13 protein-coding genes are annotated in these 12,600 nt (G+C 68.8%); 7 read left to right on the plus strand and 6 right to left on the minus strand.

Annotated elements, in window-relative coordinates; translation table 11 throughout:
* Positions 1 to 31 precede the first annotated feature (31 nt).
* The 5 genes from atpA to ACZ5VQ_RS07045 all read left to right on the plus strand — a co-directional run bounded on the left by atpA (position 32) and on the right by ACZ5VQ_RS07045 (position 5,081).
* Positions 32 to 1,624 (plus strand): F0F1 ATP synthase subunit alpha, encoded by a 1,593-nt coding sequence (gene atpA, locus ACZ5VQ_RS07025; protein ID WP_269648740.1) that lies wholly within the window; start codon positions 32 to 34, stop codon positions 1,622 to 1,624.
* 20 nt (positions 1,625 to 1,644) lie between these two features.
* Positions 1,645 to 2,562 carry a F0F1 ATP synthase subunit gamma gene (locus ACZ5VQ_RS07030; protein WP_200395839.1) on the plus strand — a complete coding sequence of 306 codons (918 nt, stop codon included), beginning with the start codon at positions 1,645 to 1,647 and terminating at the stop codon, positions 2,560 to 2,562.
* Complete coding sequence (atpD, locus tag ACZ5VQ_RS07035) at positions 2,563 to 3,999, plus strand: F0F1 ATP synthase subunit beta (RefSeq protein ID WP_454354790.1); 1,437 nt, start codon at positions 2,563 to 2,565, stop codon at positions 3,997 to 3,999.
* Between the two features lie 131 nt (positions 4,000 to 4,130).
* Positions 4,131 to 4,505 (plus strand): F0F1 ATP synthase subunit epsilon, encoded by a 375-nt coding sequence (locus ACZ5VQ_RS07040; RefSeq protein ID WP_190232148.1) that lies wholly within the window; start codon positions 4,131 to 4,133, stop codon positions 4,503 to 4,505.
* 129 nt (positions 4,506 to 4,634) lie between these two features.
* Complete coding sequence (locus ACZ5VQ_RS07045; protein ID WP_055614422.1) at positions 4,635 to 5,081, plus strand: DUF2550 domain-containing protein; 447 nt, start codon at positions 4,635 to 4,637, stop codon at positions 5,079 to 5,081.
* A gap of 24 nt (positions 5,082 to 5,105) precedes the next feature.
* Here ACZ5VQ_RS07045 and ACZ5VQ_RS07050 read toward each other — a convergent pair whose 3' ends face one another.
* From ACZ5VQ_RS07050 to ACZ5VQ_RS07060, 3 genes are all read right to left on the minus strand, one after another.
* On the minus strand, positions 5,106 to 6,938 hold the full coding sequence (locus ACZ5VQ_RS07050) for a glycosyl hydrolase family 18 protein (RefSeq protein ID WP_469103996.1): 1,833 nt from the start codon (positions 6,936 to 6,938) through the stop codon (positions 5,106 to 5,108).
* Between the two features lie 152 nt (positions 6,939 to 7,090).
* A complete protein-coding gene (locus ACZ5VQ_RS07055; RefSeq protein ID WP_469103997.1) occupies positions 7,091 to 7,732 on the minus strand; it encodes a response regulator in 642 nt (213 codons plus the stop codon).
* A complete protein-coding gene (locus ACZ5VQ_RS07060) occupies positions 7,729 to 8,928 on the minus strand; it encodes a sensor histidine kinase (protein ID WP_469103998.1) in 1,200 nt (399 codons plus the stop codon). The genes ACZ5VQ_RS07055 and ACZ5VQ_RS07060 overlap by 4 nt, the downstream gene beginning before the upstream one ends.
* Before the next feature lie 153 nt (positions 8,929 to 9,081).
* Between ACZ5VQ_RS07060 and ACZ5VQ_RS07065 the strand changes: the two genes are divergently transcribed.
* Positions 9,082 to 9,657 carry a hypothetical protein gene (locus tag ACZ5VQ_RS07065; RefSeq protein WP_469103999.1) on the plus strand — a complete coding sequence of 192 codons (576 nt, stop codon included), beginning with the start codon at positions 9,082 to 9,084 and terminating at the stop codon, positions 9,655 to 9,657.
* A gap of 52 nt (positions 9,658 to 9,709) precedes the next feature.
* Here the strand turns inward: ACZ5VQ_RS07065 and ACZ5VQ_RS07070 are convergent, their stop codons facing one another.
* Genes ACZ5VQ_RS07070 through ACZ5VQ_RS07080 form a run of 3 tightly spaced genes read right to left on the minus strand, consistent with a single transcriptional unit; the run spans position 9,710 to position 11,855 of the window.
* Positions 9,710 to 10,282: a cob(I)yrinic acid a,c-diamide adenosyltransferase gene (locus ACZ5VQ_RS07070; RefSeq protein WP_469104000.1), complete on the minus strand. Its 573-nt coding sequence runs from the start codon at positions 10,280 to 10,282 to the stop codon at positions 9,710 to 9,712.
* A gap of 13 nt (positions 10,283 to 10,295) precedes the next feature.
* On the minus strand, positions 10,296 to 11,045 hold the full coding sequence (locus ACZ5VQ_RS07075; protein ID WP_469104082.1) for an ABC transporter permease: 750 nt from the start codon (positions 11,043 to 11,045) through the stop codon (positions 10,296 to 10,298).
* Positions 11,046 to 11,072: 27 nt separating this feature from the next.
* Positions 11,073 to 11,855 carry an ABC transporter ATP-binding protein gene (locus tag ACZ5VQ_RS07080; protein WP_469104001.1) on the minus strand — a complete coding sequence of 261 codons (783 nt, stop codon included), beginning with the start codon at positions 11,853 to 11,855 and terminating at the stop codon, positions 11,073 to 11,075.
* Between the two features lie 90 nt (positions 11,856 to 11,945).
* On the opposite strand from ACZ5VQ_RS07080, the gene ACZ5VQ_RS07085 reads away from it, so the two are divergent.
* Positions 11,946 to 12,587 carry a TetR/AcrR family transcriptional regulator gene (locus tag ACZ5VQ_RS07085; protein WP_362078046.1) on the plus strand — a complete coding sequence of 214 codons (642 nt, stop codon included), beginning with the start codon at positions 11,946 to 11,948 and terminating at the stop codon, positions 12,585 to 12,587.
* Positions 12,588 to 12,600 lie beyond the last annotated feature (13 nt).

Here is a 12,600-nt window from a genome sequence, read left to right on the forward strand (position 1 = left end):
TCGGGCCCAACAAGGAGAGCAGGGAACCCAGATGGCGGAGCTCACGATCCGGCCGGAGGAGATCCGGGATGCGCTGGAGAACTTTGTCCAGTCGTACAAGCCGGACGCGGCCTCGCGCGAGGAGGTCGGTACGGTCACCCTTGCCGGCGACGGCATCGCGAAGGTCGAGGGCCTTCCCTCGGCCATGGCCAACGAACTGCTGAAGTTCGAGGACGGCACCCTCGGCCTCGCGCTCAACCTGGAAGAGCGCGAGATCGGCGCCATCGTCCTCGGTGAGTTCAGCGGCATCGAGGAGGGGCAGCCGGTCACCCGTACCGGCGAGGTCCTGTCCGTGGCCGTCGGCGAGGGCTACCTCGGCCGCGTTGTCGACCCGCTCGGCACCCCGATCGACGGTCTCGGCGAGATCGAGACGTCCGGCCGCCGCGCCCTCGAGCTGCAGGCCCCGGGCGTCATGGCCCGTAAGTCGGTGCACGAGCCGATGGAGACCGGCTACAAGGCCGTCGACGCGATGACCCCGATCGGCCGTGGCCAGCGTCAGCTGATCATCGGTGACCGCCAGACGGGCAAGACCGCCCTGGCCGTCGACACGATCATCAACCAGCGCGACAACTGGCGCACCGGCGACCCGAACAAGCAGGTCCGCTGCGTGTACGTCGCCATCGGCCAGAAGGGCTCGACCATCGCCTCCGTGCGTGGCGCCCTCGAAGAGGCCGGCGCGCTGGAGTACACGACCATCGTCGCCGCCCCGGCGTCCGACCCGGCCGGCTTCAAGTACCTTGCGCCGTACACCGGTTCGGCCATCGGCCAGCAGTGGATGTACGAGGGCAAGCACGTCCTCATCATCTTCGACGACCTCTCGAAGCAGGCCGACGCCTACCGCGCCGTGTCCCTGCTGCTCCGTCGTCCGCCGGGGCGTGAGGCCTACCCCGGTGACGTCTTCTACCTGCACTCCCGTCTGCTGGAGCGCTGCGCGAAGCTCTCCGACGAGATGGGCGCGGGCTCGATGACCGGTCTGCCGATCGTCGAGACGAAGGCCAACGACGTCTCGGCGTTCATCCCGACCAACGTCATCTCCATCACCGACGGCCAGTGCTTCCTGGAGTCGGACCTGTTCAACGCCGGTCAGCGCCCCGCGCTGAACGTCGGTATCTCCGTCTCCCGAGTCGGTGGTTCCGCACAGCACAAGGCGATGCGCCAGGTGTCCGGCCGACTGCGCGTGGACCTCGCCCAGTTCCGTGAGCTGGAGGCGTTCGCCGCCTTCGGTTCCGACCTGGACGCCGCGTCGAAGTCGCAGCTGGAGCGCGGTCAGCGGATGGTCGAGCTGCTCAAGCAGGCTCAGTACCAGCCGATGGCCACCGAGGACCAGGTCGTCTCCATCTGGGCCGGCACCACCGGCAAGATGGACGAGGTGCCGGTGAACGACGTCCGCCGCTTCGAGAAGGAGCTCCTGGAGTACCTGCACCGCAAGGAGCAGGGCCTCATGACCTCCATCAAGGAGGGCGGCAAGATGTCGGACGACACCCTGCAGGCCATCGCCGACGCGATCGCGGACTTCAAGAAGCAGTTCGAGACGTCGGACGGCAAGCTGCTCGGCGAGGACACCCCTGCCGCTGCGGGCAAGTGACGACGGAAGGGACCTGACTCATGGGAGCCCAGCTCCGGGTCTACAAGCGTCGCATCAAATCCGTCACCGCGACCAAGAAGATCACCAAGGCGATGGAGATGATCGCCGCCTCGCGTGTCGTCAAGGCGCAGCGCAAGGTGGCGGCCTCCACGCCGTACGCGACCGAGCTCACCCGGGCGGTCACGGCGGTCGGCACGGGCTCGAACACGCAGCACCCGCTGACCACCGAGGCCGAGGCGCCGACGCGTTCCGCCGTGCTGCTCCTGTCGAGCGACCGCGGCCTCGCCGGCGCGTTCAACTCGAACGCCATCAAAGCGGCGGAGCAGCTGACCGCGCGTCTTGAGGCGGAGGGCAAGGAGGTCGACACGTACATCGTCGGCCGCCGCGGTCTGGCCCACTACAACTTCCGTGAGCGCAAGGTCTCGGAGTCGTGGTCGGGCTTCACCGACGAGCCCACGTACGCGGACGCCAAGAAGGTTGCCGTTCCGCTCATCGAGGCCATCGAGAAGGAGACGGCGGACGGCGGCGTGGACGAACTCCACATCGTCTACACCGAGTTCGTCTCGATGATGACGCAGACGGCGGTCGACAGCCGACTGCTGCCGCTCAGCCTCGAAGAGGTCGCGGAGGAGTCCACGTCCAAGGGCGAGATCCTTCCGCTGTACGACTTCGAGCCGTCGGCGGAGGACGTCCTCGACGCCCTTCTGCCCCGGTACGTCGAGAGCCGTATCTACAACGCGCTGCTCCAGTCGGCCGCCTCCAAGCACGCGGCCACCCGCCGCGCGATGAAGTCGGCGACCGACAACGCGGGAGACCTGATCACTTCACTCTCCCGACTTGCCAACGCGGCCCGCCAGGCCGAAATCACCCAGGAAATCAGCGAGATCGTCGGTGGCACCGCAGCCCTGGCCGACGCGACCGCGGGGAGTGACAGGTAAATGACGACGACAGTTGAGACGGCCGTTGCCACGGGCCGCGTCGCCCGGGTCATCGGCCCGGTCGTCGACGTGGAATTCCCCGTCGACGCCATGCCGGAGATCTACAACGCCCTTCACGTCGAGGTGGCCGACCCGGCCAACGCCGGCGAGAAGAAGATTCTGACCCTGGAGGTCGCCCAGCACCTGGGTGACGGCCTGGTCCGCACCATCTCGATGCAGCCCACCGACGGTCTGGTCCGCCAGGCCGCGGTGACCGACACGGGCTCGGGCATCAGCGTCCCGGTCGGTGACTTCACCAAGGGCAAGGTGTTCAACACCCTCGGTGAGGTACTGAACACCGACGAGCAGTACGAGGGCGAGCGCTGGACCATCCACCGCAAGGCCCCCGCGTTCGACCAGCTCGAGTCGAAGACCGAGATGTTCGAGACGGGCCTGAAGGTCGTCGACCTTCTCACCCCGTACGTCAAGGGCGGCAAGATCGGTCTGTTCGGTGGTGCCGGTGTCGGCAAGACCGTGCTGATCCAGGAAATGATCATGCGTGTCGCCAACCTCCACGAGGGCGTCTCCGTCTTCGCGGGCGTCGGTGAGCGCACCCGTGAGGGCAACGACCTCATCGCGGAGATGGAAGAGAGCGGCGTTCTCGACAAGACCGCCCTTGTCTTCGGTCAGATGGACGAGCCCCCGGGCACCCGTCTGCGCGTGGCCCTCGCCGGTCTGACCATGGCGGAGTACTTCCGCGATGTGCAGAAGCAGGACGTGCTGTTCTTCATCGACAACATCTTCCGCTTCACCCAGGCCGGTTCCGAGGTCTCGACCCTGCTCGGCCGTATGCCCTCCGCGGTGGGTTACCAGCCGACCCTGGCCGACGAGATGGGTCTCCTCCAGGAGCGCATCACCTCGACCCGTGGTCACTCGATCACCTCGATGCAGGCGATCTACGTCCCCGCGGACGACCTGACCGACCCGGCCCCGGCCACCACGTTCGCCCACCTCGACGCGACGACGGTTCTGTCCCGTCCGATCTCCGAGAAGGGCATCTACCCGGCCGTGGACCCGCTGGACTCCACGTCCCGCATCCTGGACCCGCGGTACATCGCGCAGGACCACTACGACGCCGCCATGCGCGTCAAGACGATCCTGCAGAAGAACAAGGACCTCCAGGACATCATCGCGATCCTCGGTATCGACGAGCTGGGCGAGGAGGACAAGCTCGTCGTCCACCGTGCCCGTCGCGTGGAGCGCTTCCTGTCCCAGAACACCCACGCCGCCAAGCAGTTCACCGGCGTGGACGGTTCGGACGTTCCGCTGGAGGAGTCGATCGCGGCCTTCAACTCGATCTGCGACGGCGAGTACGACCACTTCCCGGAGCAGGCGTTCTTCATGTGCGGTGGCCTGGAGGACCTCAAGGCCAAGGCCAAGGAGCTCGGCGTCTCCTGAACCTCGTGTTCTCGGTGAGGGGGGGGCGGGGTCGTGCCTCGCGGGGTGCGTCCCGTCCCCCTCACTACGCCCACTAGACTTTGACCCAACACCCGGCAGCGAAAGCCGGGTGGTGACCCGAGGAGCCCACCTTGGCTGCTGAGCTGCACGTCGAGCTCGTCGCCGCGGACCGCAGTGTCTGGTCCGGCGAGGCCACCCTGGTCGTCGCGCGTACCGCGTCCGGCGACATCGGCGTCATGCCCGGCCACCAGCCGCTGCTCGGTGTGCTGGAGTCGGGCCCGGTGACCATCCGTACGAGTGATGGTGGAACTGTCGTCGCCGCGGTGCACGGCGGTTTCATCTCGTTCGCGGACAACAAGCTGTCGCTGCTGGCCGAGATCGCCGAGCTGTCGGACGAGATCGATGTCCAGCGCGCGGAGCGGGAGCTCGAGCGCGCGAAGGCGGAGGGCGATGCCTCCGCCGAGCGTCGCGCGGACGTCCGTCTGCGAGCGGCGTCGACGCACTGAAACCAGCGCGCGACGAGATGTGACTCAGCCGCGGCCAGGACCGGAGCTTGCTCCGGACCGGGTCGCGGCTGAGGCGATGCGGGTGCTTTTTTCCTTTCCGTTACCTAGGAGACGAGGAGGTCGGTGTCGATGGTCCTCGCTCTGACTGTGTGCGGGTTGGTAGTCGTGCTGGTGGCGGTGGCACTCTTCGTGTTCCATCTGCGCCGCCGACTGATCCAGCGCTCCGGCGGTACGTTCGACTGCAGCCTCCGCTGGGACGCCCCGGAGAAGAGCGACACCAGCGGAAAAGGCTGGGGCTACGGCATCGCCCGCTACAACGGCGACCGCATCGAGTGGTTCCGCATCTTCTCGTACGCTCCCCGCCCCCGCCGTGTCCTTGAGCGCTCGGCGATCGAGGTGGCCGGCCGCCGCACCCCGGACGGCGAGGAGGAGCTTGCGCTGCTCGCCGACCAGATCATCCTCGCCTGCGTCCATCGCGGTACGCGCCTTGAGCTGGCCATGAGCGAGGACGCGCTGACCGGGTTTCTCGCGTGGCTTGAAGCAGCCCCGCCCGGCCAGCGCGTCAATGTCGCCTGAGCTATCTGTTGGTGCTGACGGTCCCTAGTTCAGGCCGCCGTTGATCGCGCTCACCAGCTCACCGTTGCTGGTGTCGCCGCTGAACTCCCAGAAGAACGCGCCGCCCAGGCCCTGGTTCTTGGCCCAGGTCATCTTCGAGCCGATGGTGGCCGGGGTGTCGTAGCTCCACCAGTTGTTGCCGCAGTAGGCGTAGGCCGTGCCGGCGATGGTGCCGGTGGCCGGGCAGGAGTTCTTGAGGACCTTGTAGTCCTCGATGCCCGCCTCGTACGTGCCGGGTGCCGCGCCGGTCGCCGAGCCGCCGGGAGTGGACTGCGTCACGCCGGTCCAGCCGCGCCCGTAGAACCCAATGCCGAGCAGCAGCTTCTTCGCGGGTACGCCCTTGGCCTTGAGCTTGGCGATCGCGTCGGCCGAGTTGAAGCCGGCCGCCGGGATGCCCGGGTACGAGGTCAGCGGGGAGTGCGGAGCGGTCGGGCCGTCCGCGTCGAAGGCGCCGAAGTAGTCGTACGTCATCACGTTGTACCAGTCGAGCGACGCCGAGGCGCCGCCGTAGTCGGCCGCGTCGATCTTGCCGCCGGAGGAGCCGTCGGCGGTGATGGCCGCTGTGACCAGGTAGTTGGAGCCGAACTCGGTGCGCAGCGCCTGGCTGAGTGTCTTGAACGAGCTGAAGCCGGACGTGTCGCAGGTCAGGCCACAGGCGTTCGGGTACTCCCAGTCGATGTCGATGCCGTCGAAGACGTCGGCCCAGCGCGGGTCCTCGACAACCGCCTTGCAGGAGGCGGCGAAGGCGGCCGGGTTGGCGGCGGCCTGCGTGAAGCCGCCGGAGTAGGTCCAGCCGCCGAAGGAGTACAGCACCTTGATGTGCGGGTACTTGGCCTTCAGCTGGCGGAGCTGGTTGAAGTTGCCGCGCAGCGGCTGGTCCCAGGTGTCGGCGGTGCCGCTGACGGACTGGTCGGCGGTGTACGCCTTGTCGTAGGCGGCGTAGGTGTCGTCGACGACGCACTTGCCGTCCTTGACGTTGCCGAACGCGTAGTTGATGTGGGTGATCTTCGACGCGGAGCCGGAGGTCACCAGGTTCTTGACGTGGTAGTTGCGGCCGTAGACGCCCCACTCGGTGAAGTAGCCGAGCTTGACCTTGTCGCCGGTGGGCGGCTCGGTGGTGCCGCCGGTGGTGCGCACGGCGACCGCTCCGCTGGCCGGGCCGGTCTGGTCGGCGGTGTCACGGGCCTGGACGGTGTACGAGTAGTCGGTGCCGGCGGTCAGACCGGTGTTCGTGTACGAGGTGGTCGTAACGGTGGCGACCTTCGCACCGTCGCGCAGGACGTCGTAGTTCTTGATGCCCTTGTCGTCCGTGGCCGCGCTCCAGGACAGCTTCACCGAGGTGTTGGTGATGTCGGAGGCGGTGGGGGTGCCGGGCGCCGAGGGGGCGGAGTCGCCTGGCACACTGCCGCCGTCACAACTGCCGCCGTTCAGTTTGCAGTTGGCGGGGGAGCCGGTGCCGGAGCCGTTGAAGCCGAAGGAGACGGAGGCGCCGGGGGCGAGGCTGCCGTTCCAGGACTTGTTCTTGGCGGTCCAGTGGGTGCCGGAGTTCGTGACGTCGGCGTCCCAGGCGGAGGTGACCGAGGTGCCCGAGGGGAAGTCCCACTCGACGTTCCAGGAACTGATGGTCGTGGTGCCGGTGTTCTTGACGGTCCACTTGCCTTCGAAGCCGGATCCCCAGTCCTGGGTCTTGGCGTAGGTGGCGGTCGCCGACGTGGCGGCGGAGGCGGGGCTCGCGAGCCCGACCAGGGCGGCGAACGGCAACAACAGGGTGGTGAGCCCTGCCACGGCTCTCTGTCCGAGTCTGTGTCTGAGGCGCATCCGCGTCTCCTATGGGGAGTTTGATGAGGTGCGCAGGACAATAGAAAGGTCTGGACCATAGGTCAATAGGTCCAGACCACTGCGGGGGTGCCGGGCGGCTACTTGTTACAAGCGCCGGCCGACGTACGCCGCCACTCGTAATGCTCCGCCCGCTACACGCCCAACTCCTGTGCCAGCACCGCCGCTTGGACCCGGCTGCGCAGTTCGAGCTTGCCCAGCAGGCGGCTGACGTGCGTCTTCACGGTCGCCTCCGCCATGTCGAGACGTACGCCGATCTCCGCGTTGGACAGTCCCTCCCCGAGGCAGGACAGCACCTCCCGCTCCCGACGCGTCAGCGAGTCGAGGACGGACGGATCGGCCGACGGTTCGCGTACGGGCCTCGCCGCGAACTCGGAGATCAGCCGGCGGGTCACCGCGGGCGCGATCAGACCCTCACCGCGCGCCACCGTCCGTACCGCGTCCAGCAGTTGACGTGCCTCGGTGTTCTTCAGCAGAAAGCCGGCGGCGCCCGCGCGCAGCGCGCCGAAGACGTACTCGTCCAGGTCGAACGTGGTCAGTACGAGCACGTCGGCGAGGCGCTCGGCGACGACCTGGCGGGTGGCGGAAACGCCGTCGAGACGGGGCATCTGAATGTCCATCAGGACGAGGTCGGGCCTCAGTTCCCGGGCCAGGGCCACCGCCTGCTCGCCGTCCGCCGCCTCGCCGACCACCTCGATGTCGGGGGCGCTGCGCAGGATGAGGACGAGACCGGCGCGTACGGCGGACTGGTCCTCGGCGACGAGCACACGGATCATTCGGATTCTCCTTCGGTGATCGGGAGGGTGGAGCGTACGGTCCAGGTCTTGCCGTCGGCGGAGGCAGGGTCCCCGACGGGTCCCGCCTCGAACGTGCCGTGCAGCAGGGCGGCCCGCTCGCGCATCCCTATCAGGCCGGCGCCCGAGCCGGGGGCGCGCGGACCGTCGTCCCGGGCGCCGCCGTACGGGCTGGTCACCCGCACGTCGAGGGAGTGGTCGCGCTGGGCGAGGGTGACGGTGACGCGGCCGGGGGAGGCGTGCTTGAGGGCGTTGGTCAGGCACTCCTGCACGATGCGGTAGGCGGCCAGTTCGACCGGGGCGGGGAGCGCCGTGTGTGTGCAGTCCAGGTCCACGTCGAGGCCGTTGGCGCGGGCCTGGTCCACCAGTGCGCCGAGTCCGTCGAGGGTGGGCGCGGCGACCGCCTCCGTGTCGCCGCTGCTGTCGCGCAGGATGCCGATGAGACGGCGCATCTCGGCGAGGCCCTCGACGCTGTTCTCGCGGATGACGCCGAGGGCCTGCTTCGAGGTGTCGGGGTCGTCGAGCGAGAGCGCGGCCGTGGAGTGGATGGCGATCGCGGAGAGGTGGTTGGCGACCATGTCGTGCAACTCCCGTGCCATGCGGGCGCGTTCGGCGGTGACGGCCTGAGTGCGGTCCATCTCGGCGAGCAGGGCGGTCTGTTCGGCGCGGAGTCTTGCGGCTTCGGCTGCGTCGCGGTGGTCGCGGACGATCCAGCCGGTGGCGGCGGGCGCCAGCGCCACCACGCCGACGCCGACGCCGATGAGCAGGGCCTCCGGCTGACGCCAGATCGCGACGGGCGCGATCGTTCCGGCCACCGTGAGCAGCCCGGTGATCCACGGGATGCGCCGGGCGGAGGCGGGCGGCCCGTACAGCACCGCCGCGTACACGAGGTCGGTGAACATCACGAGGGTGGCCAGGCTGCCCCGCGTGAACAGGTCCGCGACCACCGCGACCGTGCCGACGAGCAGGGCCGTGCGCGGCATGGTCCGGCGCAGCAGCTCGCAGCCCGTCATCACGACCAGCGGGATCAGCAGTGCCCGGCTGTCGGACCACAGGACGATCGGCTCGCCGGCCGGCCGGGTGCCAAGACCGACCGCGTACAGGAACAGCCCGCCGAGCAGTCCCGCGGCCGCGATCCGCACGTCGTCTCGGTGGGGGCGGGGGAGTCGTGCGGCCATGACTCCATCCAACACGGAGTGCGCTGCCGACGCCTGATCCCCCGGGGACGGTCCTTGGCTACATCGAAGGATGCAGTGCCGTTTCGTCACTGGTGACGACGATCGGGGCGCGGGGCGCCGGGAGCCTGGAAGGGTGACCGAGAGGAGCGAGTCGTGATCGTCACGCTGATCGTCGTATGCGAGGTCGGCTTCTGGGTGCTGCTGGCTGCGGGCCTCGCCTTCCGCTACCTGCTCAAGATGCCTCGTACGGGCCTGGCCCTGCTGTTGTGCGAGCCGCTGCTGGAGGTCGTGCTGCTGGTCGTCACCGCGCTGGACCTCAAGGACGGGGCGGAGCCGAGCTGGAAGCACGGGCTGGCCGCGCTGTACATCGGGTACACCGTGGGGCACGGCCACCGGACGGTGAAGTGGCTCGACGGGCATGCGGCCCATCGTCTCGCGGGTGCGGACCGGCCCGTCGGGCCGCCGCGGTACGGGATGGCCCGGGCCCGGCACGAGGGCAGGGTGTGGCTCGGGTCCGTGGTGGCGGCGGGGGTCGCGACCGTGCTGTTGCAGGTCGCCATCTGGTACGTCGGGGATTCGGGCCGTACGGGGTCGTTGGAGAGCTGGCGGTATGTGGCCTGGCGGGCGGCCGGGATTCACGGGGTGATCGCGTTGACGTATCTGATCTGGCCCAAGAAGGCCCCGGCCGGGGTGGACGAGGAGGTACCGCGGAGCCTCACCAAGAGGTGAGGCTCCGCCGGGGGTGAGGGTGGGGCGTGCTGCCCTGCCCCCGGAGGCGTCCTCAGCGTTCGCCGCCCGGAACCCAGAGAACGTCGCCCGTCTCCTTGTTCGCCGCCCTTGCCAGGATGAAGAGGAGGTCGGAGAGGCGGTTCAGGTAGGTCGCCGTGAGGGGGTTCATCACCTCTTCGTGCACCTCCAGGGCCGCCCATGTCGAGCGTTCCGCCCTCCGGACCACCGTGCACGCCTGGTGGAGGAGGGCCGCGCCCGGGGTGCCGCCGGGGAGGATGAAGGAGCGGAGCTTCTCCAGTTGTTCGTTGAAGTGGTCGCAGTCCGCCTCCAGCTTGTCGATGTAGAACTGTTCGACCCGCAGGGGAGGAAACTCGGGGTTCTCGGCGACCGGCGTGGAGAGGTCCGCGCCCACGTCGAAGAGGTCGTTCTGGACGCGGGTGAGGACCTTGACGATCTCCTCGTCGAGGGCACCGAGGGCGATCGCCGTGCCGATGGCCGCGTTCGCCTCGTTGGCGTCGGCGTACGCGGAGATCCGCGGGTCGGTCTTGGCGACCCGGCTCATGTCGCCCAGGTTCGTCGTGCCCCGGTCGCCGGTCCTGGTGTAGATGCGCGTCAGATTGACCATGCGGCCAGCGTAGTTACGCTCCGGCCTCCCGGAACACTCGTGTGCCCACCGTCACGGCGATTCCCGTGAGGCCGACGGCCACCAGGACGCCGTACGCCATGGAGGCGGTCGCGTACGAGCCGACGTACGCGTCCCGCATGGCGTCCACCAGATAGCGGAACGGCATGACGTGCGAGAGGGCGTCCAGCCAGCCGGGCGCCAGTGACATGGGGAGCATCAGGCCGGACAGGAGCATGGACGGCATGGTCAGCGCGTTGATCGTCGGGCCGAACGTGTGGGCCGAGCTGAGGCGCATGGCCAGCGCGTACGACAACGAGGCCAGCGAGACGGTCAGGAGTGCGACGAACGCGAAGCCGATCAGGATGCCCGCGACCGGTGCGCGCAGGCCCATCACCAGGGCGGCAAGGACCAGCAGGACCGCCTGGAAGACGAAGACCGCCGCGTCGCGCAGCACCCGGCCGAGCAGGAGCGCGAGCCGGCTGACCGGGGTGACGCGCATCCGCTCCACGACCCCGTGGCTCTTCTCGACGATGATCATGAACCCGGCGAACGCGGCTCCGAACAGACCGAGTTGGAGCAGCAGTCCGGGGACCAGGACCTGCCAGGAACTCCCACCGCCGCCCAGCGGCAGATCGGTGAGCAGCGGGCCGAAGAAGAGCAGGTACAGCAGCGGCATCAGCACGCCGAAGAGCATCGCGAACCTGGAGCGCAGGGTCTGGCGCATGTAGCGCCCGAAGATCAGCGCGGTGTCCTGGACAAGCATGTCGGTCACTTCCTCGACTGTTGATGACTAGACGGCTACGGGGGTGGCGTCCGCCGGTGCGGGGCCGCGGCCCGTGATGGCGAGGAACGTGTCCTGGAGCGTCGCGTCGATCGACCCGCCGTACCGGAGCTTCAGCGCGCTCGGCGTGCCCTCCGCCACCACGACGCCCTGGTCGACGATCACGAGCCGGTCGGCGAGCGCGTCCGCCTCGTCGAGGTAGTGCGTGGTGAGGAAGACGGTCGTGCCGTGGTCGTCGCGCAGGCGTCGGACCAGGTCCCAGAGGTCCGCGCGGCTCGCCGGGTCGAGGCCGGTGGTCGGTTCGTCGAGGAACAGCACCTTCGGGCGGTGGGTGAGGCCGAGGGCGATGTCGAGACGTCGGCGCTGGCCGCCGGAGAGCGCCGAGGTCTTCCGGTCGAGGAGGTCGGTCAGGTCCAGGTCGCGGGCCAACTCCTCGGCCCGCTCCACCGCCTGATCCTTGGTCAGGCGGTAGAGCCGTCCCTGGGTGACCAGTTCCTCGCGTACGGAGATCTGGGGGTCGACCCCGCCCGACTGCGCCACGTATCCGCACGCGCGGCGGACGCCCTCCGGGTCGGTGGCCAGGTCGTGGCCGGCGACGGTGGCGGCGCCGCCCGTCGGGGCCAGCAGGGTCGTGAGCATCCGGAGCGTGGTCGTCTTGCCCGCTCCGTTCGGGCCGAGGAAGCCGAGGATCTCGCCCGCCCGGACGGTGAGATCGATGCCGCGGACCGCCTCGACGGGGCCGCGTTTGGTCTGGAAGGTCCGGGCGAGGCCGGCCGTGCTGATGATGGGCATGCGCCAAGAAAAACAGAGCGACTTAAATTTTGCAATGCCACCAAAATTTCAGAGAGTCCAGAAATCATCGGTCCGGCCTACGATGAAGCCATGGCAGAGGGGCTCAGGGAGCGGAAGAAGCGCGAGACCAGGCAGCGCATCTCGGACATCGCCACCGGACTGTTCCTGGAGCACGGCTTCGTGACGGTGACCATGGCCGAGGTCGCGGACGCGGCCGACGTCTCCGTGAACACCGTCTACAACTACTTCCCGGCCAAGGAAGACCTCTTCTTCGACCGCAGCAAGGGCGTCGTCGACCGGCTCTCGCGCTGGGTGCGCGCCCGCCGCGTCGGCGAGTCGGCCGCCGTCGCCGTCCTGCGCGAGCTGCGCGAGGAGGTCGAGGCGGTCTCGCCCCGGGTCGGACTGATGGCGGGGTACGACCGCTTCATGCGCGTCATCCATGACGCGCCCGCCCTCCGGTCCCGGCTGTGGAGCCTTCAGCAGGAGGTCCACGACGACCTGGAGGCGACCCTGCGCGAGGAGACGGGCGCGGACCCGGACGATCCGACGCCGGGTCTGATGGCCGGGCAGATCGGCTGGCTCCACCAGACGGTGATGAGCACGGTCGGCCGCGAGATGATGGCGTGCCGCGATCCGTCCGAGGTGTCCCGCGAAGTGCTGGCACTGCTCGACGGCATGGAGGACCTTTTGAGCGAGAAGGTCCTCAACTACGCCGTACGGGCGGCGGAATGAGCCGCTCGGTGTG

This window comes from Streptomyces sp. NPDC033178 (genome assembly GCF_055577685.1).

What these genes read in the sequence shown, in the direction of transcription:
- atpA (WP_269648740.1), top strand. Translation starts at nt 32, where the DNA reads ATGGCGGAGCTCACGATCCGGCCGGAGGAGATCCGGGATGCGCTGGAG.
- ACZ5VQ_RS07030 (WP_200395839.1), top strand. Translation starts at nt 1,645, where the DNA reads ATGGGAGCCCAGCTCCGGGTCTACAAGCGTCGCATCAAATCCGTCACC.
- atpD (WP_454354790.1), top strand. Translation starts at nt 2,563, where the DNA reads ATGACGACGACAGTTGAGACGGCCGTTGCCACGGGCCGCGTCGCCCGG.
- ACZ5VQ_RS07045 (WP_055614422.1), top strand. Translation starts at nt 4,635, where the DNA reads ATGGTCCTCGCTCTGACTGTGTGCGGGTTGGTAGTCGTGCTGGTGGCG.
- ACZ5VQ_RS07050 (WP_469103996.1), bottom strand. Translation starts at nt 6,938, where the DNA reads ATGCGCCTCAGACACAGACTCGGACAGAGAGCCGTGGCAGGGCTCACC.
- ACZ5VQ_RS07055 (WP_469103997.1), bottom strand. Translation starts at nt 7,732, where the DNA reads ATGATCCGTGTGCTCGTCGCCGAGGACCAGTCCGCCGTACGCGCCGGT.
- ACZ5VQ_RS07060 (WP_469103998.1), bottom strand. Translation starts at nt 8,928, where the DNA reads ATGGCCGCACGACTCCCCCGCCCCCACCGAGACGACGTGCGGATCGCG.
- ACZ5VQ_RS07070 (WP_469104000.1), bottom strand. Translation starts at nt 10,282, where the DNA reads ATGGTCAATCTGACGCGCATCTACACCAGGACCGGCGACCGGGGCACG.
- ACZ5VQ_RS07075 (WP_469104082.1), bottom strand. Translation starts at nt 11,045, where the DNA reads ATGCTTGTCCAGGACACCGCGCTGATCTTCGGGCGCTACATGCGCCAG.
- ACZ5VQ_RS07080 (WP_469104001.1), bottom strand. Translation starts at nt 11,855, where the DNA reads ATGCCCATCATCAGCACGGCCGGCCTCGCCCGGACCTTCCAGACCAAA.
- ACZ5VQ_RS07085 (WP_362078046.1), top strand. Translation starts at nt 11,946, where the DNA reads ATGGCAGAGGGGCTCAGGGAGCGGAAGAAGCGCGAGACCAGGCAGCGC.